The organism is Pedobacter nanyangensis (assembly GCF_003313505.1).
GTDB lineage: Bacteria > Bacteroidota > Bacteroidia > Sphingobacteriales > Sphingobacteriaceae > Pedobacter > Pedobacter nanyangensis.
This window is the reverse complement of record NZ_QMHO01000004.1, coordinates 90,909-116,535: the sequence shown is the minus strand read 5'-3', so window position 1 is coordinate 116,535 and position 25,627 is coordinate 90,909. Positions and strand designations below refer to the sequence as shown.

General features: G+C 40.9%; 23 protein-coding genes and 1 tRNA gene. 15 read left to right on the top strand and 9 right to left on the bottom strand.

What is annotated here, in order from left to right; all coding sequences use genetic code 11:
• Positions 1 to 83 precede the first annotated feature (83 nt).
• Positions 84 to 905: an alpha/beta fold hydrolase gene (locus DUT71_RS09120; protein WP_113662413.1), complete on the bottom strand. Its 822-nt coding sequence runs from the start codon at positions 903 to 905 to the stop codon at positions 84 to 86.
• Between the two features lie 408 nt (positions 906 to 1,313).
• Here DUT71_RS09120 and DUT71_RS09115 point away from each other — a divergent pair, with 408 nt between their 5' ends.
• Positions 1,314 to 3,089 carry a M1 family aminopeptidase gene (locus tag DUT71_RS09115; protein WP_113662232.1) on the top strand — a complete coding sequence of 592 codons (1,776 nt, stop codon included), beginning with the start codon at positions 1,314 to 1,316 and terminating at the stop codon, positions 3,087 to 3,089.
• Positions 3,090 to 3,294: 205 nt separating this feature from the next.
• Here the strand turns inward: DUT71_RS09115 and DUT71_RS20455 are convergent, their stop codons facing one another.
• Together DUT71_RS20455 and DUT71_RS09105 are read right to left on the bottom strand one after the other, a co-directional pair.
• Positions 3,295 to 3,369: a hypothetical protein gene (locus DUT71_RS20455; protein WP_240186898.1), complete on the bottom strand. Its 75-nt coding sequence runs from the start codon at positions 3,367 to 3,369 to the stop codon at positions 3,295 to 3,297.
• Positions 3,370 to 3,557: 188 nt separating this feature from the next.
• Positions 3,558 to 3,633: transfer RNA gene (locus DUT71_RS09105), tRNA-His, on the bottom strand.
• A gap of 332 nt (positions 3,634 to 3,965) precedes the next feature.
• On the opposite strand from DUT71_RS09105, the gene DUT71_RS09100 reads away from it, so the two are divergent.
• The 5 genes from DUT71_RS09100 (at position 3,966) to DUT71_RS09080 (ending at position 10,058) form a co-directional block, all read left to right on the top strand.
• Positions 3,966 to 5,462, top strand: a complete 1,497-nt coding sequence (locus tag DUT71_RS09100; RefSeq protein ID WP_113662231.1) for an ankyrin repeat domain-containing protein — start codon at positions 3,966 to 3,968, stop codon at positions 5,460 to 5,462.
• A 30-nt stretch (positions 5,463 to 5,492) separates the two neighbouring features.
• Positions 5,493 to 5,978, top strand: coding sequence for a DUF2271 domain-containing protein (locus DUT71_RS09095; RefSeq protein ID WP_113662230.1), 486 nt, complete (start codon positions 5,493 to 5,495; stop codon positions 5,976 to 5,978).
• 3 nt (positions 5,979 to 5,981) lie between these two features.
• Positions 5,982 to 8,177, top strand: coding sequence for a PepSY domain-containing protein (locus tag DUT71_RS09090; protein WP_113662229.1), 2,196 nt, complete (start codon positions 5,982 to 5,984; stop codon positions 8,175 to 8,177).
• A gap of 239 nt (positions 8,178 to 8,416) precedes the next feature.
• Complete coding sequence (locus tag DUT71_RS09085; RefSeq protein ID WP_205313896.1) at positions 8,417 to 9,448, top strand: FAD:protein FMN transferase; 1,032 nt, start codon at positions 8,417 to 8,419, stop codon at positions 9,446 to 9,448.
• Between the two features lie 130 nt (positions 9,449 to 9,578).
• Positions 9,579 to 10,058 (top strand): hypothetical protein, encoded by a 480-nt coding sequence (locus DUT71_RS09080; RefSeq protein WP_113662227.1) that lies wholly within the window; start codon positions 9,579 to 9,581, stop codon positions 10,056 to 10,058.
• On the opposite strand, the gene DUT71_RS09075 is transcribed toward DUT71_RS09080, so the two are convergent.
• Entirely contained in the window at positions 10,055 to 10,312 is a 258-nt protein-coding gene (locus DUT71_RS09075) for a hypothetical protein (RefSeq protein ID WP_113662226.1), read from the bottom strand. The genes DUT71_RS09080 and DUT71_RS09075 overlap by 4 nt on opposite strands.
• Positions 10,313 to 10,326: 14 nt before the next feature.
• Positions 10,327 to 10,947 carry a LysE family translocator gene (locus tag DUT71_RS09070; RefSeq protein WP_113662225.1) on the bottom strand — a complete coding sequence of 207 codons (621 nt, stop codon included), beginning with the start codon at positions 10,945 to 10,947 and terminating at the stop codon, positions 10,327 to 10,329.
• Between the two features lie 341 nt (positions 10,948 to 11,288).
• On the opposite strand from DUT71_RS09070, the gene DUT71_RS09060 reads away from it, so the two are divergent.
• The 8 genes from DUT71_RS09060 (at position 11,289) to DUT71_RS09025 (ending at position 21,097) form a co-directional block, all read left to right on the top strand.
• Positions 11,289 to 12,719: a sugar MFS transporter gene (locus DUT71_RS09060; RefSeq protein ID WP_113662223.1), complete on the top strand. Its 1,431-nt coding sequence runs from the start codon at positions 11,289 to 11,291 to the stop codon at positions 12,717 to 12,719.
• Between the two features lie 150 nt (positions 12,720 to 12,869).
• Entirely contained in the window at positions 12,870 to 14,159 is a 1,290-nt protein-coding gene (locus DUT71_RS09055) for a sugar MFS transporter (RefSeq protein WP_240186892.1), read from the top strand.
• 110 nt (positions 14,160 to 14,269) lie between these two features.
• Positions 14,270 to 14,698: a deoxycytidylate deaminase gene (locus DUT71_RS09050; RefSeq protein WP_394341142.1), complete on the top strand. Its 429-nt coding sequence runs from the start codon at positions 14,270 to 14,272 to the stop codon at positions 14,696 to 14,698.
• A 140-nt stretch (positions 14,699 to 14,838) separates the two neighbouring features.
• A complete protein-coding gene (locus DUT71_RS09045) occupies positions 14,839 to 16,272 on the top strand; it encodes a hypothetical protein (RefSeq protein WP_162796001.1) in 1,434 nt (477 codons plus the stop codon).
• 35 nt (positions 16,273 to 16,307) lie between these two features.
• Positions 16,308 to 16,781, top strand: a complete 474-nt coding sequence (locus DUT71_RS09040; protein ID WP_162796000.1) for a sensor histidine kinase — start codon at positions 16,308 to 16,310, stop codon at positions 16,779 to 16,781.
• 222 nt (positions 16,782 to 17,003) lie between these two features.
• Complete coding sequence (gene guaA, locus DUT71_RS09035) at positions 17,004 to 18,530, top strand: glutamine-hydrolyzing GMP synthase (RefSeq protein WP_113662219.1); 1,527 nt, start codon at positions 17,004 to 17,006, stop codon at positions 18,528 to 18,530.
• Positions 18,487 to 19,812: an ABC transporter substrate-binding protein gene (locus DUT71_RS09030; RefSeq protein ID WP_240186891.1), complete on the top strand. Its 1,326-nt coding sequence runs from the start codon at positions 18,487 to 18,489 to the stop codon at positions 19,810 to 19,812. The genes guaA and DUT71_RS09030 overlap by 44 nt, the downstream gene beginning before the upstream one ends.
• Before the next feature lie 109 nt (positions 19,813 to 19,921).
• The gene (locus DUT71_RS09025; protein WP_113662218.1) at positions 19,922 to 21,097 is read left to right on the top strand and encodes an RsmB/NOP family class I SAM-dependent RNA methyltransferase; all 1,176 of its coding nucleotides are present in this window, start codon (positions 19,922 to 19,924) and stop codon (positions 21,095 to 21,097) included.
• A 497-nt stretch (positions 21,098 to 21,594) separates the two neighbouring features.
• Here the strand turns inward: DUT71_RS09025 and DUT71_RS09020 are convergent, their stop codons facing one another.
• On the bottom strand, positions 21,595 to 22,185 hold the full coding sequence (locus DUT71_RS09020) for a hypothetical protein (RefSeq protein WP_205313894.1): 591 nt from the start codon (positions 22,183 to 22,185) through the stop codon (positions 21,595 to 21,597).
• Positions 22,186 to 22,212: 27 nt separating this feature from the next.
• On the bottom strand, positions 22,213 to 22,788 hold the full coding sequence (locus DUT71_RS09015; protein WP_113662216.1) for a MarC family protein: 576 nt from the start codon (positions 22,786 to 22,788) through the stop codon (positions 22,213 to 22,215).
• A 94-nt stretch (positions 22,789 to 22,882) separates the two neighbouring features.
• On the opposite strand from DUT71_RS09015, the gene DUT71_RS09010 reads away from it, so the two are divergent.
• Positions 22,883 to 23,071 carry a hypothetical protein gene (locus DUT71_RS09010; RefSeq protein WP_113662215.1) on the top strand — a complete coding sequence of 63 codons (189 nt, stop codon included), beginning with the start codon at positions 22,883 to 22,885 and terminating at the stop codon, positions 23,069 to 23,071.
• 5 nt (positions 23,072 to 23,076) lie between these two features.
• Here the strand turns inward: DUT71_RS09010 and ettA are convergent, their stop codons facing one another.
• Complete coding sequence (gene ettA, locus DUT71_RS09005; protein WP_113662214.1) at positions 23,077 to 24,756, bottom strand: energy-dependent translational throttle protein EttA; 1,680 nt, start codon at positions 24,754 to 24,756, stop codon at positions 23,077 to 23,079.
• A 289-nt stretch (positions 24,757 to 25,045) separates the two neighbouring features.
• The gene (locus DUT71_RS08995; RefSeq protein WP_113662212.1) at positions 25,046 to 25,624 is read right to left on the bottom strand and encodes a hypothetical protein; all 579 of its coding nucleotides are present in this window, start codon (positions 25,622 to 25,624) and stop codon (positions 25,046 to 25,048) included.
• Positions 25,625 to 25,627 lie beyond the last annotated feature (3 nt).

Below are 25,627 nucleotides of genomic sequence, written 5' to 3'. Positions count from 1 at the left end.
AAATAAAAAAAGCAGTTCCGAAAAGAGCTGCTTTTTTTATAAAAATGACCTTGAAAATTAGATCATTTCCTAAATGATCAATATTAAGCTTGGATAAACTCCAAAAGATCTTTATTAATGGTTGCCGCTTCGGTAGTTGGCATGCCATGGGAGAAGCCAGGATAAGTGATCAGCTTTCCATTTTTCAATAATTTAATAGATTTCAAAGCTGCATTTTCATAAGGTACAATTTGGTCATCCTCGCCATGAAGCACCAAAACTGGAATATCCACCGCTTTCAAGTCTTCGGTAAAGTCAGTTTCCGAAAATGCTTTGATCCCGTCATAATGAGCCACAATTCCGCCCATCATTCCCTGTCTCCACCAGTTTCTTTGGATGCCTTCTTTTACCTCAGCGCCTTCTCTGTTATATCCATAAAAAGGAATGGTCAAATCAATATAAAACTGCTGTCTATTGTTCAGCGTTTGCTCTCTTATGCCGTCAAAAACCGACATCGGGACACCATCAGGATTACTGTCGCTAGCTACCATGATCGGCGGAACAGCACTAATTAACACCGCTTTCTTAGCCCTGCCATTAGCATATTTGTTGACGTAACGAATCACCTCGCCACCACCAGTAGAGTGGCCAATGTGAACCACGTCTTTCAAATCCAGAAATTCTACCAGCTCAGCAGCGTCCGAAGCGTATTGCTCTATCGTATGTCCGTAAATATCTTGACTAGAACGGCCGTGACCTCTTCTGTCGTGTGTCACTACGCGATAACCTCTTTGTAAAAAGAAAATCACCTGTGCATCCCAATCGTCGGACGATAGGGGCCAGCCGTGGTGAAACATCAAAGTTGGTCCTTGGCCTTGGTCTTTGTAAAAAATCTCTGTGCCGTCTTTTAGTTTTAGTGTACTCATGGTTTTAAGTTTTTGTTTATGGTCAATGATGTTGTTGTCTTTTTTCTTTAACAAAAGTAGTCCTGCTAAAGTTGATAAATCTTGATCTATGTTAAAATCTACTCTTTTCTGTTTTAAAAAAATCGTGTTTGTGAGTGCCAACAAGTGAGCAGCAAAGACCATCAGACTTTGTCTTATATCAATGGTCTCGATATTCAATTACCTTTAGTTTTTGATAAAAAGCTGTACTCATGCAACGTTTATGGGAATGTTAGCGTCATTTTGGAAAATTCATAGTTTAATCACATTTATCTGCAATCACCAGTGGCAAATCATCTTTATAATCGCTTTTTTTTGTTAAGCATTAGTTATCATCTGCTTATATTTTCATTTAGCCTGGCTCTACCTAATTTTTGCCTGGCTCAACAGATGTCGTCTTCAGAAAACCTTACCAGGCAACTTGTCCGTTTGGACTCGGCTTTTCTTGTAGGAGACGTACAGCGTTTCAACCAAATAGTGGAACTGGGCAGTATGAGGGAGCTGTTTGCTGCGGTAGTGAAAGAAGAAATAAAAAGAGAGCCTGGCAAGTTTAAGATCATAGCTGTTCAGGGAAATACGGCTTACGTGTTGATCAGTGGCATTTTCCGCTATGGTAATTCGGGAGACGAAACCAATCTATCTACAAAGTACACGGGTATTTATAGGTTTGCGTTAACGGGAGGATCTTGGCGTTTAATGGAGCGGATCGAGATCGATCGTTCAAACAAGATCAACAAACAGCGTCTTTACCTAGCGGTTAATCCTGGAACGGGCGTGAAAATTATCGACACCTTGACGATTGATGTTAACGACCAACTGGGATTTGCCGCTAAATTGAACCATAAGGCAGCATTGCAAAAGGTTTTATTAAATAACTCATCGGTTGATTACCTATTTAGTGGTGGCATGCTTTGGCTAGGTTCACCACTTCAGAAAGATCAACAACTGATCATTGAATATTCACTTGCAGTAGAGCGGGACGATAATAATACCAATTCCAGTTACTTCGGACCATTTTACGGTCATCTCCGGAATCAATATTTCTGGCATCCTTTCTTCAGTTTTTCCAGTGCTAACGATAGGGCTGATTTCGAAATTCGTTGCCAAGTGCCAAAATCTTTCCAGCTTGCTACAAGTTTGCCGCAAAAAGATCTTCTCTCAGGAGATGACAGGATAATTACGGGAAAATCTGAAATTCCGACATTTGGATTGTCTATTTATTACGATAGAGATTGGAGACTCAGGACATTTAAAAAAGACCAGATTGATATGGTGGTCTACGCAACTCCAGATTTCGCTCCCGGCGATCAGTTGTTGTATGATCAGTTTTCAAAAAGTTATGACATCCTGCACAAAACTTTCGGAAAGCCTGTTAGCAATTACTTAGGAATTGTACAAGATCGTACCGGTGGAAATGGGTGGAAAAATAGAGCCAATAGTGTGGTGGTTGCTGGACAAAGCGGAAGTTACCTGATCACCAACAAGCCAAATCCGAGGGCTATTTTTGGGCATGAGGTTGCCCATGGTTGGACAAGCCCAACGGGACCTGCCACTAATTTCCTGATGGAGGGGTGGGCTACGTATGCAGAGTCTGTTTTGCTGAAAAATGTTTACGGCGATTCCATTGTGGCGCCATTTTTCCAATCGCAAAAGCAAAACTATCTTAATGGGAATTTTGAAGGAGAAAAAAGCTTGTGGGAAGATTACAGCAATAGTGGGATATCTTACTCCAAAGGGGCATGGCTATTTTATATGTTGGAAACGCAATTAGGGAAAGAAAAATTTTCAGAAGGAATGAGGGGGTTTGTCGGTAGTAAGCAGCATACCATCCACGCATTTATGAGGGAAATGAGCAGGGCTGCCAACAAGGACATGGAGCCTTTTATAAGCTCGTGGCTGAAAAGCAAACACATTCCCCATTTGAAAATCCAAAAAATTAAATCTGGGATTGAGATCGTACAGGAAGGCGAACCCTTATGGTTTCAACTAGAAGTACAAATACTGCTAAAAAGTGGCGTTAGGCTAAGTAGAACGCTTGATTTTAGATCTGGCAAACGATCGCTAAAAGTAGCGGAAAGAGAGATGGAAAGTTGGGTCATTGATCCTAACCAAAAACTTCTGCACCAAATAACATTAGCTGAGCCTACGGGTGGAAGGAAAAATTAACAACTCCATAAATGTGGATGCGATCCAAAGTAATACGCCATCTATATCTCAAGGAAATCTTTGCCGATAGATTATGGTGAAAAAATTATACTAATGTCTTCATCACAAGTCCTAAAGCGGCCGCAATAGCTAAAGTAATCAAAGGTGCATCGGTCATCATAATGGGAATATTCTACGCCTGGCAAATCAAAGGTATGGCATCAGGTTATGCAGCTTTCGTCAGTACTTCTCCATAAGGCGCATAGATAATTTCGGCATTGCGATCAATAAAACGCAAGATCAGCCACCGACAGGCAATTCGATCAATTTTTGGACGCTCGCACGTAATCCATTTTATGTAGCTAAGCTATTATTCGATAAAATTAGCAATCAATTTTGTCTTACTAATTTTCGCTACGCTAAAATTTTCTACTGCTAGAAAATCTATTATAAACAAAAACGCCTTTCAAGATAACTTGAAAGGCGTTTGGGTGGAATATGGGGCTCGAACCCACGACCTCCTGAACCACAATCAGGCGCTCTAACCAACTGAGCTAAAACCACCGTGTTTTTGAGAGCTACAAAAGTACAACTTTATATATTCCAAACAAATATTTTTCTGCTAAAAGGTGTAAAAAAATACAATTGGTTATTTTTCAAATAATTGCGTTTAGGAGGCGGAAAAAAGCAAGGCCCTAAATGCGCCATAGCGATGTTTTAACAAATCCAAAGGATTACGTGGAGCCACAGTAAGTGAAATTTTTAGCGATTTTTTGGCCATTTATTTAGATAGTGGATAAAATAACGACGTAAAAACTAAAAAAAATACGAGATTATTATGTAGACTTAGTCTAAATAAGTAATTTCGCAAGCGAATTCATAATCCCATTCTTCAAAATGAAAAAAGTAATGTTCGTTGCCGCATTTGTTCTTGGGCTTGGCTCAGTAAAGGCACAAAATAAAAATACGTTGTTACAAGCTGATTTTTGGAAACAAAACCCTACGGTAGAAACAGTAAAGGCCGAAATTGCCAAGGGAAACAATCCAGCGGCGCTAGATCCTAGAGCCTTTGATGCCACGACCATGGCCATCAATAACAATGCGCCTACTGAAACCATTAAATTTTTGGTAGAACAACCAGGGAATGGCGTAGCTAAAATTACGCATGATAGCCGTATTTATTTACATTGGGCAGCGCTAAGAGGCAATGCAGAGCTGGTAGAATATTTGATTGCGAAAGGTTCAGATCTGCAAACGCCAGATAGCCACGGAAGTGAACCTATTGTTTTTGCCATATCAGGCGGACAAAAAAACGTAGCGGTTTATGATGCTTTCGTAAAAGGTGGTATTGATCTTAAAAAGAAATATAAAAATGGCGCCAATTTATTGTTATTAGGTATTGCTAATGATAGTGATTTAGCCATTGCCAACTACTTGATTTCTAAAGGACTTTCCTTAAAAGATGTAGATGCCGAAGGAGCCACTGCATTCGACTATGCGGCTAAAAGTGGTAATGTAGAAGTATTGAAGAACTTATTAGGTAAAGGCGTGAAAGCTACCAATGCCGCTTTAATTTTTATGTCGCAAGGCGGACGTGGTACTGCTGCACCAATAGCGTCTTATCAATATTTGGTAGAGGAGCTTAAACTTAATCCAAACTTTGCGAACAAAAGCGGTAATGTATTACACACCATTGTGCGTAAACCCAATCAAGAGGAAATCATCAAGTATTTTCTGGCAAAAGGAGTTGATGTAAATAAAACTGATGCAGAAGGAGTAACACCTCTTATGAATGCTGCTGGCGGTAAAAACTTAGCCGTGGTAGAATTGTTGGCTCCAAAAGTTAAAAACATCAACGCCGTAAACGAAAGAGGCGAATCTGCCTTAACAGCGGCGGTAGCTACAGGTTCTCCAGAAGTGGTTGCTTTTTTGCTAAATAAAGGGGCTAACGTAAAAATTGAAGACCAAGCTGGACATAACCTCGCTTACTTTGTGGTACAAAACTACAGACCTGCAGGTCCTCAAGCTGGTGCCAATGCCAAAGATGAGTTTGCAGAGAAACTAAGCTTGCTAAAATCAAAGGGACTAAACGTGGAAGGTCCTCAAAAAGATGGCAGCACTTTATACCACATCGCCATTGCAAAAGCTGATTTAGGTTTATTGAAAAAATTGGCAGCGCTAAAAATCGATATCAATGCCAAAAACAAAGAAGGTTTAACCGTACTGCACAGAGCTGCTCTAATTTCAAAAGACGACGAAATCCTTAAATATCTGATTGCTTCGGGTGCCGATAAAAGCTTGAAAACAGAATTCGACGAAACTGCTTTTGATCTAGCTTCGGAAAATGAATTCCTATCTAAAAAGAACATTTCTGTAGACTTCCTTAAAAACTAACTTCCCAATACTAATACTGTAGATATATCCATGAAATCTTTTCTTAAAATAGCTGTCTTAGGTTTGTTGTTGAGTTTCTCTTCACAAGCCATGGCACAAACTTCAAAATATAAATGTATGCTGCAAATGAATGCCTACACAGGTGAAGGCGCATACATTGTGGTTTCCTTAATTAATCCCAAAGGAGAGTATGAAAAAACCTTGTACATGATGGGTAAGGACAAAAAATGGTACAACGGATTTAAAGAGTGGTTCAAGTTTTTCTCTAAAACCCAAAAGTTGGATGCTAAAACCGGTGCCTCTGTTGGTGGTGGCGACAGAACCATGGTGAATTTGGATATTGATGATGCGGTAGTAAACAAAGGCTATAAGCTACGTTTCGAATCATCTGTAGAAGACCAAAAGTATTATTTATCAGATGTAGAGGTTCCCTTAACTACAGAAGCTTTAGCAGGCAAAGCCGATGGAAAAGGATACATCAAATACATTAGATTTAGTAAAGTTCAACCGCAATAAAGAATGACCCTATCCATTTGGCGCTACGCCCATTTGGCATTGGCATTAATTTCATCGCTTTTTCTAGTCATGGCATCGGTTACCGGTGCCATACTTGCTATTGATGCGATCCAGGAAAAAATGCCTTCTTACCGTGCTGCTAATTTCAACGAAATTACCGTAGCGCAAACCATTCCCGTGCTCAAAAAAAACTTCTCTGAGCTTAGTGAACTTGAAGTAGATCATAACGGTTTCGTTCGCTTAAAAGGTTTTGATGGAGAAGGTAACGAGGTAGATGCTTATGTAGATCCCACTACGGGTAAAATTCTGGGTAAGCCTATCGAAAAAAGTGCTTTTATAGAATGGATTACGGCATTGCATCGTTCTATGTTTTTAAAGGAGACAGGTAGGCTTATGGTAGGTGCCGTTTCCTTTTTGCTATTATTGATTGCCATTTCTGGTGTGGCGTTAATCATCCAAAGACAACGCAGTTTAGCCAAGTTTTTTACTAAAGTGGTAAAGGAATATTTTGCGCAGTATTATCACGTCATTACAGGTAGGTTAATGCTTATTCCGGTGCTGGTTATTGCCCTTACTGGAACCTATTTGTGCATGGTAAGGTTTCAGCTCTTTCCTGAACATAAGGCCGAGCATCAAGAAATTAAAGCGCCTAATGAAACACCTGTTCAGCAAAAAATAGAAGATTTTGCTTTGTTCAAAAATACGAAGCTAGCTGAGGTTAAAAAGATAGCATTCCCTTTTGCGGAAGATCCTGAAGAGTACTATAATTTTAAATTGGGCGATCGGGAACTGATGGTTGATCAGTTTAGCGGTAAGGTGTTAAGCGAAGTAAAATACCCTACCACGTTGGTGCTTGAAAATTTAAGCCTCGATTTGCATACCGGCCGTACCAATATGGTTTGGGCGGGTATTTTGGGCATTGCCTGTCTCAACATTTTGTTTTTTATCTATTCGGGCTTTGCCATTACCTTAAAACGTAGGGCAACCAAAATCAAGAACAAGCATAAAACCAGCGATGCGGAATTTATCCTGTTGGTAGGCACTGAAAATGGCAGCACTTTACGTTTTGCCAATGCTATTCACGAGCAGTTGATTGCCCAAGGAAAAACATCTTATTTGGCGCAGTTGAACCAATATCAGGTTTTCCCTAAAGCGAAACATCTTTTGGTATTTACTTCCACTTATGGTTTGGGCGATCCACCTTCAAATGCGAATAAAGCATTGCAACTGATTGATAAATTCACACAAAAGCATCCCGTTAATTTCTCGGTTATAGGGTTTGGTTCGCGTGCCTACCCCGATTTTTGTGAGTTTGCCAAACAGATTGACGAAAAATTGGCTGCACAAGCCTGGGCTAAACCGCTAACGGAACTTCACACGGTAGACGATAAGTCGCCTATTCAATTTGTACAGTGGGTAAGAACATGGAGTGAACAAGCTTCTATTGAACTGGCCACTACGCCAGCGCTGTATGCCAAAAAGCCCAAAGGCCTGCAAAAGATGATGGTATTGGATCGGACAGAGGTTTCAGCAACTGAACAAGCCTTTATCCTCACCATTAGAACCCCAACACGTACCAAGTTTACTTCTGGCGATTTATTGGCCATTTATCCCGCAAATGATAGCAGGGAACGCCTATATTCGGTAGCGAAGTGCCAAGGAAATGTACAATTGGTGGTAAAACTCCATCCATCTGGATTAGGATCCAGTTATCTGAACAATTTAAAAGTAGGCGATACTTTTAAGGCCAGAATGGTGGCAAACGAATCTTTCCATCAGCCTAAAAACAAACCTTTGGCCATGATTGCCAATGGAACAGGTATTGCGCCTTTTTTGGGAATGATTTTGCAGAGCCGTAAAAATGCTGATAACCATTTATATGTAGGTTTCCGTAAAGAAACAGAAATGATTAAGCAACATAAGCTATTTCTCGATCAGCAGATACATAATCATAAGCTGAAGAACTACCAAATTGCTTTTTCAAGAGAACAAAACCATTGTTACGTGATGGATTTGATCCACAATGACGCTTCTTTTTTAGCGCTTTTGTTAAGCAATGGCGGTGTGGTCATGATTTGTGGATCCTTGCAGATGCAGCAGGACGTAGAGAAGGTGTTGAACGAAATTTGTGTGAAAATAAATGGTAAAAGTTTAACGTATTATAAAGAAAAGGGCCAGTTGCTAACGGATTGTTATTAAGCGTTGGCTTTATGGTCGTCATTTCGAGTGCAGAGAAACGAAAGCACAACGAAGTTAGATCTTTGGACTATGCATCACTTTAAGAGACTGCTTCGTAAACTCGCAGTGACGAAAATAGGCACGTCATTGCGAGTAAGCATGACGAAACAATCTCTTGGGTAATCATTCGTTTATTTATCAGTTTTAATTTGAATATTTTGATCATACATCATTTTAAGAGATTGCTCCGTAAACTCGCAATGACGAAAATAAGCCAGTCATTGCGAGGAAGAATAACGAGACAATCCTTAAGCTTTACCTTCTTCTTTCTCTTCACCTTTTATGCAAATGCACAAGTGCTAAAGGAACGAGCAGTTACGCTTATGGGCAGCCGTTTCGATATCAGCATTGTGGCTGCAGACCCGCAAACCGCTGATCAGCACATTGACGAAGTCATTGCAGAAATGTCCCGAATAGAAGAGCTCATTTCCGACTGGAAGTCAAGTTCCCAAATTTCAGAGGTAAATCGTAATGCAGGCATCAAAGCCGTAAAAGTAGATCGTGAAGTTTTTGAACTCACCAAGCGCACCTTATATTTTTCAATAATTACCAAGGGGGCTTTTGATATCAGCTATGCTGCCATGGATAAGATATGGAAATTTGATGGTTCAATGAAAACCATGCCTGGCGATGTCGAAATCAAAAAGTCAGTAGCCAAAGTAGGCTATCAAAATATTGAACTCGACAGTGCTGCCTGTACCATCTTTTTAAAGCTAGAAGGCATGAAAATTGGTTTTGGAGCCATGGGCAAAGGTTATGCGGCAGATAAAGGTCGTGAACTGATGGAAGCCAAAGGGGTAAAGGCCGGAATTGTGAACGCTTCAGGAGATATGACCACTTGGGGAACCAAACCTGATGGCAAATCGTGGCACGTGGGAATTACCAATCCTTTTGACGAGGAAAGTTACATTGGTATTGTTGCTTTAAAAAGGGAAGCCATTACCACTTCTGGTAGTTACGAAAAGTTTGTAGAGTTTAACGGTAAGCGCTACGCACACATCATTAACCCCGTTACGGGTTATCCGGCTACTGGTTTAATCAGTGTAACGGTGTTGGGCCCAAGTGCCGAAATGGCCAATGGTTTCAGCACTTCCATCATGGTTTTGGGTAAGCAACAAGGATTGGCTATGCTGAGTCAATTTCCAGATTACAGTTGCGTAATGGTTACCGATGAAGGTGCAGTGATTAAATCTGAAAACTTCAAAGGCAAAATAAGGAAGAAACTAAAATGATAATAAAGGTAAACTTGCTCGGTTTAATCACGTAGACATATAGGAGATGCAATAGCATTAGAAAGATATGCCTAATGTTTAACCCACAAATATTTTTATCTTCGCTTTTAGCTTTGAAACTCCTTGGATCATGAAGAAAATCTATTTATCGCTTTCGCTATTGTTACTGTTTTCAAGTGCTTTTGCCCAAAATATCTTTCCCAAAAAATACGAGGACTGCAATACTTCCCGCTTTTGTCTTGATTGTGGCGATACCAAAGTCACGGTAGACAGTACGGCTTTTGCGGTAATGTTTAAGGAGGTGACCTCAAAAGCTTACGTGAATAACCTAAAAGGCAGCATTATGGTACAGGTATTGGTCGATTCGCTGGGGCAGAGCTGCGTGTTAAGCCACACTGAAACCAAAGGGCATATCGTTACAGATAAAATTGTAATGGCACTGAATGATTTTAGGGGCTGGAAACCTGCAATTACCAAAGGGAAGAAAGAAGAATTGGTGTCGATTAACGTGCTGGTAACCATTAAAGAAGGGGAAATTTCCGGTAGGATAGAGCGCATGACCGAGGAGTTTATCAACAGGTTATTTGGAGATAGAAGTAAGAAAAACTAAAGTTGGTGCTCGTCAATCAATTCGCCAATTTGAGCAGCGTAATCATCATTCAATTCTTTTGAAGTCCACCGTGTACCGCCGTTAACTGAAATAGAATGTACTTCGCCCAATTTTTCGTTGCCATCAAAAACGTCGTAAGTTTCGTTCAATCGCGGTTGTATTGTCAATACCTGTCCAACCAAGTTAATTTCGAAAGGTTCCATCATGCTATTGGTTTTAGGTTTAACAATAAGCAAGCGAACTTGTTTGGCCATGCTTTGGAGTAGGCTTAATAAAACTGCAGATAAGTTTTGATAATTAGCCAAATGGCAAAGCCGATGATGATTACACCGGCCACCTTGTTGAGTTTCTTTAAGGTGTTTTCCTTAATGCGGTAGCGGAGTTTGCTGGCATAATAGGTTTTGAGGGCATCAACAGAGAGTTGTACCGCCATAGCAATTAAAAAACAGAGGATCTTTTCGGGAAGGCTATTCAGCTTTACCGAGATAATGCCACTTACAATCACCCAAAACATCAAGGTAGAAGGAGTAAGGATACACATTAAAAATCCCTTTAAAATATAGCCCCGCTTGCTTACCTTAATATGGTCGCCTTCGGTATAGTTGATTTTTACATTAGACAACAGGTAATAAATGCCCACGCCAACAATAAAAATACCACCAATAATGCCCACATATTTGTCAAACTCTTGCTGGTATTTAAAAAATTGGGAACCAAAAAGTACAACACTGATTAAAATAAGATCACTTACAATCACACCCGAGGCTAAAGAAAAACCTGCCTTAAAGCCCCGCTCGATACTGGTTTTAATCATGGCAAAGAACACGGGGCCCGTTACAAAAGATGAAATCAGACCCGCCCCAATACCCAAAATGATTGCCTCAAACATTTATTGTTCCTGTAATTTCTGCTAATATGCAATTTTCACAGCTAAAAGGCCAATTTTTATTTATAAACTCTTTAACTTCAATAGCAGAAGTATATGAATGGTGAGGGTGCAGTTCCTTTGATATCATGGCAGGGAGCGATCTCTTCTTCAAAATCTACGCATAAAAACGGTTGCTGTTTTTTATCCAATTTGTGTTTTTTTTGCATTTCCAGAAAACAGGCTTTCTGGCGAAGATCGCCACACAAATCGATGGCTTTTTTTTCAAAGTGTACTAAGTACACTTTGAAAAAAAATAGCTATGTTTAGCGCAAATTTTTTCAAACCTTAAATTTTAACCAAATATGGAACAGCATGTAAAAACCAATTGGGCGCAGTTTATCCCCTTAGTAACTGTGTTTTTCTTTTGGGGCTTCGTAGCGGCGAGTAACGATATACTCATCCCCGTTTTCAAAGAAGCATTTAAATTATCGCAATTTGAAAGTCAATTGGTCTCCTTTGCTTTCTATATCGCCTATACCGTAGGCTCATTGATCTACATCGGTATTTCGGCAGTCATGAAAACAGATTTGATCAACAAAATAGGATATAAAAATAGCTTGGCCCTAGGCTTAAGCATTTCCGCTGTGGGTACCTTGTTATTTTACCCGGCAGCAAATTCAGGTTCTTTTCCATTAATGCTGTCTGGGTTGTTCATTGTGGCTTTGGGTTTTTCGTTACAACAAACCGTGGCCAATCCTTTAGCCATTGCTTTGGGCCCGGTAAGCACCGGATCACAACGTTTAACTCTGGCAGGCGGTATTAATAATTTAGGCACTACAATAGGCCCGCTAATTGTTAATATTGCCATTTTTGGCTCAGCGGTGCACGCCAGCAATACCTTGGATGTTCAGAGCGTTAAAATACCATATTTGGTATTAGGGGCAGCCTTTTTAGTGGTAGCCATTTTCCTTAAGTTTTCGCCGCTGCCTGATAAGCCTGCCATTGCAGAGGCTGAAACAGAAGTTTCCGGAGGTAAAAGCTCTGCACTTAAATACCCTCAGTTGGTTTTGGGGATGATCGCTATCTTCGTTTACGTGGGGGTAGAGGTGTCCACGGCCAGTAATTTACCCGAGTATATGATTAAACATTTAGGGTTTACCACCGGGCAAGTTGCGCCTTATATCTCTTTGTACTGGGCCAGCATGATGATTGGTAGGTGGACCGGGGCAGTTGAGGCCTTTACGGATAAAGTCCAATTAAGGAAAATTTTAAGATTTGTGGCCCCATACTTGGCTTTTGGTGTGTTTTTGGCCGTTAATGCATTTTTTAACCATGATTTGGCGCCTTTTTACGTATACGGCTTGATCATTCTGGTGTTAATTGTAGCAGATATTTTAAGTAAGGGCAATCCGGCCAGAATGTTGTTGATTTTCTCTTTAATAGGTGTTTTAGCTTTATTAACAGGAATGTTCACCAGCGGCATGGTGAGTGTTTATGCTTTTACCAGTGTAGGCTTGTTCTGTAGTACCTTGTGGCCGTGTATCTTTACGCTAGCGGTAAGTGGCTTAGGAAAAAACACCAGTCAGGGAAGTAGCTACCTGATCATGATGATTATGGGCGGCGCTATCATTAGTCCATTACAAGGTTTGGTAGCCGAAATGATCGGGATCCAATACAGCTATGTAGTAGGTATTTTATGCTTCGCTTATTTGGTGTTTTATGCCCTAAGAGCAAGTGCAATCTTAAAAGCACAGGGCATCAATTTCGACCAAAAAGTTTCGGGCGGCCATTAAGCTTAAAGCATTTTATAACGAAGAGCCCCGCACGTGCGGGGCTCTTTTTTTGCACCCTACACAAACGTTTGCGACTTTTTAATTATTAAAAATATTTAAAATGCTAGTGCTTTTGCTTAAGTTAGACGAAAATTAAACCAAACTGAAATAATGAATTCAAACCAACCCCAAAACAGAACGGCATTTGGCCCAATGGTAATTTGTTGCGCTTTGTTTTTTATTCTGGGCTTTGTTACCTGGGCTAACGGCTCGTTAATTCCATTTGCAAAAAAAGCCTTTGACCTAGAAACTGATTTACAAGCTTATTTAGTAACGTTTGCATCTTATATTGCTTACTTTTTTCTTGCTATCCCAAGTTCGTGGATCCTGAAAAAAATTGGTTTCCATAACGGGTTGGTAGCCAGTTTGGTCATTTTGGGAGTAGGTTCTTTGTTATTTATTCCCGCCGCTGAAAAAAGCAGCTACGTTCTTTTCTTAACGGCAATTTTTGTGCAAGGTTCCGGAATGGCCTTGCTGCAAACAGCCGTTAATCCCTACCTTAGTATTATCGGACCAATTGATAGTGCGGCACAACGTATATCCATTGCCGGCTTTTGTAATAAAACCGCAGGTATTACCGCACCTATCATTTTAAGCACTTTGTTGCTAAAAGGTGCCAATGAGGCCGAAGCAAAACTAGCACAAGCAGTTTCGGAAACAGAAAAGCAAACCATTTTAAACGATTTGCTGCAACAACTCCATGCACCATATATTGCTTTGGCCATAGTGTTAGGGTTATTTGCCATAGTACTTAAGTTTGTGAAGCTTCCAGAGGTAAATATGGAGAAAGAAGAGGCCGCAGAGGCAAATGGCCAAGCTTCTAAAAAATCGATATTTGACTATCCGCATTTGTTTTTGGGCGCACTTGCCATCTTTTTTTGTGTAGCGGTAGAAGTAATGGCGGGAGATATCATCGGCACCTATGCCAGGGAATTGGGAACGGTTCCTACCGTTTTTAGAGATAACGCAACGGCCTTTACCTTAGGATTTATGCTAGTGGGATATCTTATCGGTATCATCACCATACCAAGGTTTATTAGCCAGCAGGCAGCGCTTAGGGTATGTACTTCCGTAGGGATCTTATTTACCCTTCTGTCGGTTTTTACTACGGGTGTAATTTCATTTTGGTTTGTAGCCCTGTTAGGCTTAGCCAATTCTTTGATGTGGCCGGCAATTTTTCCGTTGGGCATTAAAGGATTGGGCAAATTTACCAAAACAGGCTCTGCCATCATGATCATGGGTATCGCTGGCGGTGCAGTTTGGCCATTGGTTTACGGTTTCATGAAAGACAAATTGCATATTGACTTTCAACATGCGTTTTTATATGCCATGGTTCCAGGCTATTTGTATATCATTTATTTTGCTTCAAAAGGTCATAAAGCAGGTAATGCTAAACGTTAACGGCCATTTAATAATCATTAAAAAATGTTAATTTTGAAATCTCTCTGGCGTATCGTTAGGGAGATTTTCATTTTCATTGACCCATGGCAAAATCATTTAACGAGATATATATGAACTTAGCATCGGATCTGGCTGGACGTTCACACTGTGTGAGGGCCCATGTAGGAGCGGTGCTTACTAAAGATACCCGTATCATCTCCATAGGTTACAACGGACCGCCGCCAGGTACACACAATTGCGATGAAGAATGGCCTGAAACGGGCTGTGATAGGGACAGTAAGGGAAGCTGCTCCCTCGCTTTGCACGCCGAAGAAAATGCCATCCTTTATGCGGTTAAAAATGGTTCCAAAATTGAAGGCGCCACTTTGTACACTACCCTGTCTCCATGCATTGCCTGTGCCAGACTAATCTTGTCTTCGGGTATTAAAGAAGTTTTTTATAGAGATTCCTATGCCGCCTATAAAGGCTTGGCCAGCGATGAAGGTGTTGATTTTCTGAACAGATTTGGCGTTAAAACCACCCTTTTGAATGGTCATTAATTTTGCTATTTTCGAATGTGCAAATCATACCATCTAAAAAATTACCCCGTAGTAAGCTCTTTTGGTTGCCTATCCTTTTAATTGTTTTTGCTTCTTGCAAGGATACCCCCCATAAAGAGCTTAATCATCTGATAGACTCTGTGGCAAATAAAACGTCATGGGGGTATAACGATGAAAAAGTTAAAACTAAGGCCCTGCAAACCCTAAAGGAAGCACTTGATGGTGATGTAAAGCTTCCCGCAAAATCCAGATTTGATATTTATAACGCCTTTTACTTCTACTATTTCTTTGGCAGGAAATATGAGAAGGCCTTGCCCTATACCGATAGCATGCTTAATGTAATTGAGGCCACCAAAGACAAAAAGAAATACATTAAGGAGCTTGCTGCGGCCTATTATTGCAAAGGCGATGTCCTGTTCAGGCTCGGGGCCTATGAGGAGGCCTATAAAAACTACTTTCTGGCCAAAAAACTGCAACCAGTTATCATTGATCAATGCGCCAATAGCAACTATAGCTATCGCATTGCGATGATTTTGTATAAGCAATCAAAATTTAAGGAAGCTATCCACTACTTTAAGGAAACCTTGGTAGAAGTGCGTACCTGTAAACAGAACTTTCAGGAGGTTTATAAGCAACAGGAACTGTTCAATAATATTGCCCTGTGCTACTCCCGATTAAACAATGCGGATAGCGCTTTGGTTTTCTATCAAAAAGCATTGGTGTTTGTAGAAAAAAATGATACCGTTCCCAGTAGAAATTGGTACTATAAATCTGCAAGAGGCGTAATTTACGGAAATATGGGCGGCGAACTGCTGCTGCAAAAAAAGTTTGAAGAAGCTGAAAAACTATTGAAACAGAGCATAGCCATTAACGCTCAGCCGAGATACGATACCGTAGATGCGGTTACCGCAAAAATAAAATTGATCAAAGTTTATTTAGAAACCAGTAAAACCGATTCGGCATTTAAATATCTCCAAATTTTAGCGAAAGATAGTAAAAGGCTTAAAATGCCTGATTTTCTTCAAGCCTTCCACCTCTTAAATGCCAAGTATCTGAGTAGTGTAGGCCAAAGCCGGCAAGCTTTTGATCATTTGTACCGTTACACTAACTTAACAGATTCCTTGCAAAAGGAACTGGACAAGATTAAATCCACCAATATTGATGAACGTTTCCGTAATTTGAACAATGAGAATGAGATATCCAACCTGAAAAGAGAAGCCGAAATACTGCAGCGCTACCTCTACATTACGTTATTGTTCATTTGCATGGCTGTTTCCATTGTAGTGTTGATTTATAGCTACTGGCGAAAATCTAAACGCAACGTAAAACAGCTTACCACACTCAACAATGAAATTTCCCGACAGAAAGACAAACTACAGGAAGCCTTAGTCAAATTAGGGCTGAGTGATCAGGAAAAGGATACCATTTTAAGGGCCGTTGCTCATGATTTAAGAAACCCCGTGGTGGGTATTTCTAGTTTAACCAAATTGATGATTTTGGAGGACGTGGACCACGTTAACATGGATAAACTTAAGTTGATAGATGGTGCCTGTAGCAACCCCTGCACCTCATAGACGATATTATCGAAGCTGCAGAAAATAAAGAAGGCTTGGATATTTCGCAGAAAAAGAAGAAACAGGATCTGGTGGCGGTTGTAAGAAATGCCATAACCCTAACCAAATACAGAGCTGACGAAAAGAAACAGACGATCAATCTGGAAACCGATATCCAACAGTTGGACATCAATGTGTACGGGCAAAAAATAGAAAGGGTGGTGGGCAATTTGATTAGCAACGCCATCAAGTTCAGTGAAATGGGAAAGGAAATAAAAATTAGGTTGGCCAAAGGTCAAAAAGAGATACTGGTGAGCATTATAGATCAAGGTATCGGTATCCCCGATAAAATAGGGAAAGATGTTTTCCAGCTATTTACACCAGCTAAGCGCTTTGGTACTAAAGGTGAAAAATCTTATGGATTAGGGCTTTCCATTTGTAAACAGATCATTACCGCACACGGAGGGGAAATCTGGTACCAAAATAATCCAACTGGAGGTACTACTTTTTGTTTTACATTGCCGTTGTAGTTATTTGGCTGGTTCATCGGTTCAAATAGCTCATTGGTGTGCACTAAACCATCATCTCGGCCGCAACGGAGAGATCTAACAAGGAGATGATGCTTAAATATTCCAAAACTAAAACTGCTCCTCAAAAAAGTAAATGCTAGGTAAATATGGGGCACTTGCATCTAAATACTAATATCTACTAAAATCGTACCTCTAAAATCGTAAATTTCCTTACCTTTGCGCATGCTAGAAAAAATCATTATCCTCGATTTTGGTTCGCAATTTACACAGCTAATTGCACGTCGTGTCCGCGAACTAAATGTGTACTGCGAAATTCATCCATTTAACCACATTCCAGAACTAGATCCTACAGTTAAAGGAGTAATCCTTTCTGGTAGCCCATTCTCGGTACGCCAAGAAGATGCGCCATTTGTAGACTTGAACCTGTTTAAAGGCTACCCATTATTGGCGGTTTGTTATGGAGCACAATTTATAGCGCAACAAAGCGGAGGAAATGTTGAAGCATCAGCCACCAGAGAATATGGTAGGGCTAATTTAAGTTTCGTAAATAACGAAAACCCTTTGTTTAAAGGTATTTTGATAGACTCGCAAGTGTGGATGAGCCACGGTGATTCAATTACCCAGGTGCCTGAGCATTTCGAAATTATTGCCAGTACCCCAGAAGTAAAGGTAGCCGGCTATCAGGTAAAGGGCGAAGAAACCTACGCCATCCAGTTCCATCCAGAGGTGACCCACAGCATTGATGGAAAAACCTTGTTGAATAATTTCCTGGTAGGTATTTGTGGATGTGCGCAAGATTGGACTTCGGATGCTTTTGTAGAAACCACTATCGCCGAGTTGAAAGCTCAATTGGGCAATGATAAAGTTGTTTTGGCTCTTTCGGGCGGGGTAGATAGCAGTGTAGCTGCGGTATTGTTGCACAAAGCCATTGGTAGAAACCTTCACTGCATTTTTGTGGATAATGGTTTATTGCGTAAAAACGAATACGAAAATGTACTAGAGCAATACAAGGACTTTGGCTTGAATATTAAAGGTGTTGATGCTAAAGACAGGTTTTTAAGCGCACTAGCAGGTGTAGAAGACCCAGAAAAGAAACGTAAAATTATTGGTCGTGTATTTATTGAGGTATTCGATGATGAAGCGCACCAAATACAGGATGTAAAATGGCTGGCTCAAGGTACCATCTACCCTGACGTGATCGAGTCGGTTTCTGTTAAAGGCCCATCGGCAACCATCAAATCGCACCATAACGTAGGCGGCTTGCCCGACTTTATGAAACTTAAAGTAGTAGAGCCGTTAAAAACTTTGTTTAAAGATGAAGTACGTAGGGTAGGAAACACTTTGGGCTTAGAATCGTTTATCTTAGGCAGGCACCCGTTCCCGGGCCCAGGCTTAGGAATCCGTATCATAGGAGAGGTTACTGCTGAGAAAATTGCGATATTACAGGAGGCAGACCATATCTATATCCAAAACTTGAAAGATGCTGGTTTGTATGACCAAATTTGGCAGGCAGGAGCCATCTTTTTACCGGTACGTTCGGTAGGGGTAATGGGCGATGAACGTACCTACGAAAATGTAATTGCTTTAAGAGCTGTTGAATCTTTAGATGGGATGACCGCTGATTGGTGCCATTTGCCTTACCCAGTGCTCGCTAAAATATCCAATGAAATTATCAATAAAGTAAAAGGAATTAACCGAGTTGTGTATGATATTAGTTCGAAACCGCCAGCAACTATTGAATGGGAATAAGCTTTTAGGATTTAAATCCAAACCACATCATCACCTTGAGGTGTTTAACAAAATAAAAATGTTCTTTAAAACAGTTCGGTATGGCTATGTGGCTAAAAAAAACCTGGGGTTATATTTCCTAACTTTTATTGCAGTATTGGCGAGCTGTTCGCCTAAAATAACTAAGCCGGTGGCCACAGCCCCGGCTAAACCAGTTGAACAAAAGCCAGTTGCCAAGTTTACGCAGGGCAACATCAGTGTTTTTATCCCCTTTCAGCTTAACCAGTTCAATTTAAAAACGGTTACCAAAGCTCAAATTGGCAAGGCCGATATGGCACTTGATTTTTATCAGGGCTTAATGTTGGGCATAGACTCCGCTGCCAATGAAGGATTGAATTTTAAAGTAAATGTTTTCGATAGCAGGGACGATAACAGCCAACTGGCAGCCTTAAGTAAAAAAGAGGCGGTAAAGGCTAGCAATTTGCTCATTGGCCCCATTTTTCCTGATGGAGTGAAATACATGGCGCAATTTTCCGAAGCGCACAAAATGCCTATGGTATCGCCTTTGGCGGCATCAAAACCTGCGGAATTTAACAATCCTTATCTCATTTCAATAGTCAATAACATTGATCAGCACGGCGTTAAAATTGCTGATTATATCGCCAAACAGTACAAGGCCGATCAATGTATCGTAGTATTGATCAACACCAAAAAATCGTCTGACGAGCAATTTGCTGCACCCATCAGAAAACGGTTCGCTAAGCAATATCCAGGGTTTGTGGTACAGGAATTTACTTCTACCTATATTTTAGAGACCAAAATGGTTAAAGATAAAAAATATGTAGTGGTATTATGCGCTGACGACACCCGTTTTGTAAGCCCAAGTTTAACCAAACTTTACCGATTGAAAAATGTAGCGGGTTATCCCATCCAATTGTTTGGACACCCAAACTGGGTTAAACAAACCTACAATATCGAGCAGTTACAGTATCTGCAAACGGTATTGACTACTTCTTACTATATCGACTATAAAAGCCAACCAGTGGTAAATTTTATCAAAGCTTACAGAGCCAAATACGAATTTGAGCCTACCGAATATGCTTTTAAAGGATTTGATACCGGTTATTATTTCGGAAAACTAATGGCTAAACATGGCCTAAACTATCTCGATTTTTTAGTGAAGGAAAACTATAAAGGGCTGCACAATGATTTTGATTTTGGCTATGATGCCGAATATGGTTATTATAACAAACATTTGATGCTGTTGCAGTACAGGAATACATCATTGAGCCAAATAGATTAGGAGCTAGCAACTAGCGGTTAGTAATTGGGAATAAGTTACCGGCGGTTGCCAGTTATCTGTCCCAAATGGACTAATGAGCTAATGAACCACAACTAAAAACCAACTATTCATGAAAGTACATCATCATATCCGTGCGTTTGAGCAGGTTTTAGCAAGTTACGATGGCAAGTTGCCCCTGCACCGCCATTTGATCGTTTATTTTAAGCAGCACAAACAGATGGGTTCATCGGATAGGAGGTGGGCCAGTAGGTATATTTACAGCTACTTTAGGTTGGGAAAAGCACTGTTGGACGTGCCCACAATAGAGCGGTTGGCGGTAGCGGATTTTTTGTGCAACAATGAGCTCAGTTTGATTACCGAACATGCTTTTCCCGCCGCGGCAACTCAAATTGCGGCCCCAATTGAAAATAAGCTTGCTATTGTTAAAGCACAGTTTCCATCTTTTCAGCTAAAGGATGTTTTCCCTTTTAATAAACAACTGTCGGAGGGGATTGACACGCACCAGTTTTTACTTTCGCTATTTACACAGCCTGATCTGTTCATCCGTGTAAAAGAAACTCATTTACCCACCATTAAAGCTAAATTGGAAAATGCGGGAGTAATGGTGAAAGAACTTTCTGAAACTACCTTAGCCTTACCCAATGGAACCAAGCTGGAGCAGGTGATTGAAGATGCCCGCTTGTATCAGGTACAGGATTTCTCGTCGCAAAAAACGGGAAATTACTTTGAGCCTAAGCCCTATGAATATTGGTGGGATTGCTGTGCCGCATCGGGAGGTAAATCCTTATTGATACACAGCTTGGAGCCAAAGGTGAAATTGCTGGTAAGCGATGTGCGGGAAACCAGCTTGGGAAATTTGCAGGAGCGTTTTCAATTGGCTGGAATTAAGGATTACCAGAAAAAGGTGATTGATCTGTTGCAGAACAATGACCAGATCTTACACCATTATGAATTTGATGGGGTTTTGCTGGATGCACCCTGCTCAGGTGCAGGTACTTGGGGCCGTACACCTGAAATGCTTTATTTTTTTGAGGAGCATAAAGTGTCCAACTACGCCAAGTTACAAAAGGCCATTGCCGAAAATGTAGTGAAATACCTGAAGCCGGGCAAACCGCTAATTTACATGACTTGTTCAGTATTTAAGGAAGAAAATGAAGAAGTAGTTGCCCATTTATTAGAAAACTTCCCCTTAAAACTGGAAAGCCAAGAACTGATTAGCGGGTACCGTGACAAAGCGGATAGCATGTTTGTGGCCAGATTGGTCAAAACGGATGATCAGGGCTGATTCCTAATTGCAGGCCCGCCACCTTCATGTTGTTATGGCAATATTAATTGGCTTGCCTTTTCCGTAATCTTATTAACGGGGATACATCCATGCTTGTGCCACCCTTTCAGGGTTTTGGGCGCATTGTTTAATGGGGCGATAATCATTTCACCATTTTGATGCTGTAGTGTGGTGCTCAAGAGGAGATTGTTAGCCACCATTCATTGCGGAGGACTGGCACAGGATAAAAAAACAGATTTGATAAAACCGCGAAGCGGTGACATTATTTGCGTTAAATAGTTTCGATAAGCTAATGCTTGCCCTTTAGTTTGCCACGCAAGTAGCTGATGGCTTCAAGCAAAATGGCCAAAGCGCCAATATAAACCGTAAATTGTTCAAATAAGTTCATCTACTGGGTTTTCTTATTAGATAAATATACAGATTTAATGTTACACGCACCACATATTTATTCGTTGTACCTAGTGCAAACGCGCTGTTGGCTTTGATGATGGAAACCATTACCTATCAAAGGCAAAGTTGTTTAATGCAGCAATTTCCTTTTGAATTAGCGCTTCCCATTCTTTTTGTTTGATCTCATTTTTTCCATAATCTGTTTCCCTAATGTAATCCATTCTTCTTTTAGAGAATTCGGCCATTATATTCTGATTTAATTCCTCGGCAATTTGCGTTCCCATAATGATTTTTTTGCGGTTTTCTCGCAAAGCTTTTCGGAATTGCCTGGTATAAATTTCACTGATGTTGAAAAGCGTTTGTTGGTAACGGAGCGACTGTGGTATATTGGCCGAGGTGTCTATCCATGAAGCAGACCTAATGAGGTAATTGCGAACTTTCTTGTTGAAATTTCGGGCCATGAAATCAAATCCATTTAACTGATAATCCAACGAAAACTGTGCAAAGGAACTAGAATTTTCGAGGGAATTTGTTTTTATCCCAAAATCACTAACGGTAAGTTGGTAATTGCCATTCCATAGCAGGCGATCATCGCTTTGCTGCGCCAAACAATCCGTGTTCAGGATAAAAACCGCAAATAGTGCCAGGGAAATTTTAATTTGGATACAATTGTTCATGTAGTGGTTTATTTTCGCCATTGTTTGGTAAACAATGGCTGGAAGAAGCTATAGTCCGGTATTGGTTCTGAAAAGCTTAATGGCAATGGCCAGCAAAATTACCCCGAAACTTTTTCTCAATACGTTTAATCCGGTTTTTCCTAAAAGTTTTTCGAGCCTTGCGGTATTTTTAAGTACAAAATATACAAATACCATGTTAAGGATAATGCCTACCAAAATATTTTCTGTGCGGTATTCGGTTTTTAGCGATAGCAAGGTGGTTAGTGAGCCTGCACCGGCAATTAAAGGGAATGCCAATGGCACAATAGACACGGTTTCGGGCGCATCGTCCCTAAAAAAGTGGATGCCCAAAACCATTTCCATGGCAATAAAGAAAATTACCAGCGAACCTGCTATGGCAAACGACTGCACATCTACACCGATAATGCTCAATACTGCTTTGCCGCCAAAAAGAAATAGGATCATGATGGCCGTGGCCACAATGGTTGCTTTTTCAGATTGGATATGCCCTGCTTTTTTGCGCAATGATATGATCACCGGGATGGAGCCCAAAATATCAATAATGGCAAATAAAATCATGGAGGTAGATAAGATCTGGTTGAAATCGAAGTACAGGCTGTCCATAGATTTGTTTTTTTGTAAAAGTACAGCTTATTTGTTAATTACGTAAACAAAAATCTGTGCAAACCTGCTTGGTTTTAAAGCGGTGTGCAGGCTCATGAGGTTGGCCCTGGGGGATAGCCCCGACAGTAATGGAAAGCCCGCAAGGGAGCGTAGCGAGTGCGGACTTGTAATGGATGGCGGGACTACCGGGAGTGCTTTGCTGGAGTTTTGCGCTTCAAATAATGTAAAATGCCTAAAATATTTAATGCAGCAAAAAGGCGCCCTTGAAAAGGCGCCTTGGTGAGTGGTTTATCCCAGTTTTTTATATCGGATCCTTTTAGGGGTTACGTCACCTAAACGTTTTTTACGGTTCTCCTCATAATCAGAGTAGTTGCCTTCAAAGAAATACACTTGCGAATCGCCTTCGAAAGCTAAAATGTGCGTACAGATACGGTCTAAAAACCACCTGTCGTGCGAAATCACCACGGCGCAGCCGCCAAAGTTTTCCAAGGCTTCTTCCAAAGCACGCAGGGTATTTACGTCGATATCGTTGGTAGGCTCATCCAGCAGCAACACATTGGCACCTTCTTTCAGGGTAATGGCCAAGTGGACACGGTTGCGCTCGCCACCTGATAATACGCCAACTTTCTTTTGCTGGTCGGCACCGTTAAAGTTGAATTTAGAAACGTAGGCTCTGGAGTTGACCTGTTTGTTGCCCAACAGCATGTTGTCCAGCCCGTCGGTAATGTTTTCGTAAACCGTTTTATCGGGGTTAAGGTCGTTGTGCATTTGGTCTACATAGCCCAATTTTACGGTTTCGCCTACTTTAAAATCACCGCTATCGGGCTGCTCCTGGCCGGTAATTAAACGGAACAAGGTAGTTTTACCTGCACCATTTGGGCCAATAATGCCCACAATGCCCGCTGGCGGTAGGGAAAAGCTCAGGTCTTCGAACAACAATTTGCCATCGTAAGCTTTGGAAATATTGTTGGCTTCGATGACAACATTGCCTAAACGCGGCCCCGCTGGGATGAACAATTCTAATTTTTCTTCGCGTTCTCTGCCGTCTTCGCTAGCCAGTTTGTCGTAGTTGGATAAACGTGCTTTTGATTTGGCATGACGTGCCTTGGGGGCCATACGAACCCATTCTAGCTCACGTTCCAATGCTTTTTGGCGTTTGCTTTCGGTTTTTTCTTCTTGTGCTAAACGTTTTGCTTTTTGGTCAAGCCATGAGGAGTAGTTGCCTTTCCATGGAATACCTTCGCCACGGTCAAGTTCTAAAATCCAGCCTGCAACATTATCTAGGAAGTATCTGTCGTGGGTTACGGCAATTACCGTTCCCTCATAGTTTTGCAGGAACTGCTCCAACCAGTCGATACTTTCGGCATCCAAGTGGTTGGTAGGCTCATCCAGCAACAAAACATCTGGCGATTGCAGCAGCAAACGGCACATGGCCACGCGACGGCGCTCACCTCCCGATAGTACACTGATTTTAGTGTCGGGATCAGGGCAGCGCAGGGCATCCATGGCACGCTCAAGCTTATTGTCCAGTTCCCAGGCGTTGGAAGCATCAATTTTATCTTGCAGCTCGCCCTGGCGTTGCATCAGCTTGTCCATTTTATCGGCATCCGAGTAGTTTTCTTCTAGTCCAAATGCCTCGTTAATTTCTTCGTATTCCTTAAGGATGGCGGTAATTTCGGCCACACCTTCTTCCACTACTTCACGTACGGTTTTTTCGGGGTCTAACTCTGGCTCCTGTGCCAAATAGCCTACAGAATAGCCCGGAGAAAACACCACCTCGCCCTGGATCGATTTATCTAAGCCAGCAATGATTTTTAATAGGGATGATTTACCCGAACCGTTCAAACCTACAACGCCAATTTTTGCTCCGTAAAAAAAGGATAAGTATATATTTTTTAAAACCTGTTTTTGTGGCGGATAGATCTTGCTCACTCCCGCCATTGAAAAGATTATTTTTTCGTCTGACATGCTAAAAATTTTGTTTGTGCAAAGATGCCATTTATTTTGGAAAGTCCTAAGCCATAACGCCGATGTAGGGAAGTTTGTGGAGTTTGATTTTTAGAAAAGCAATTGCGTGCAACTATTTGCGCAAGCCGGGCTATACGCTGCAATCTTTTTGTGCCCCAGGCCTAAACCCAAAAACAAAAAGGATTTTCGCTGCTATCCCGTTTAGCGGGCAAAACCTTTTGTACTATTTAGGTGCCTTTTTGGCCGCCAATTCATGTACGGTTGGTACTCGCAGCAAACCCAACGGGCGCTAAAAATCTATATCTTTTTTGCTTATCTCGTGAACTTTGTTCTTGATATTCCTAATGATTAAATCGCTTCTTTTCCTATCCTGTCTTGCTTGCTTAACCAGCTTTCTTATTTCCTGTTCACTTATTCCCAATTTTATAGCATGGTATTTAATCTCCAGGTCTGTTTTGGTGATCATGATGTTGAGATAAGCCACCCTAATTAACACGATGGCCATGGATAGGAACACCACCATCTTTTTCATACTATCTGTGTCGCTAAATAAAAACATTAATAAAAAAGCACAGAAACCCACGGAATAAATCTTGGTGAATAGTACAGCGTACCGTAAATCGGGCAGGGTTTTGTTAATTTTTAAAATACAGAAAAAAGAGATGCGCACAATAATGACATCCAAAACCGAAACAGCAATTAACCCGGCGATGATCAACAAAGCATAGAATTTGAAATCGCTCATTTCGGTATAGATAAGATCAACCTTATTAAAAAGCCAATAACAAAGGCGTGTTAATGCATAATACTGCGCACTAATGTATGCAAACATGTTTAGGGAAAAAGAGAGGTTTTTAAAGCTGTTCATGAT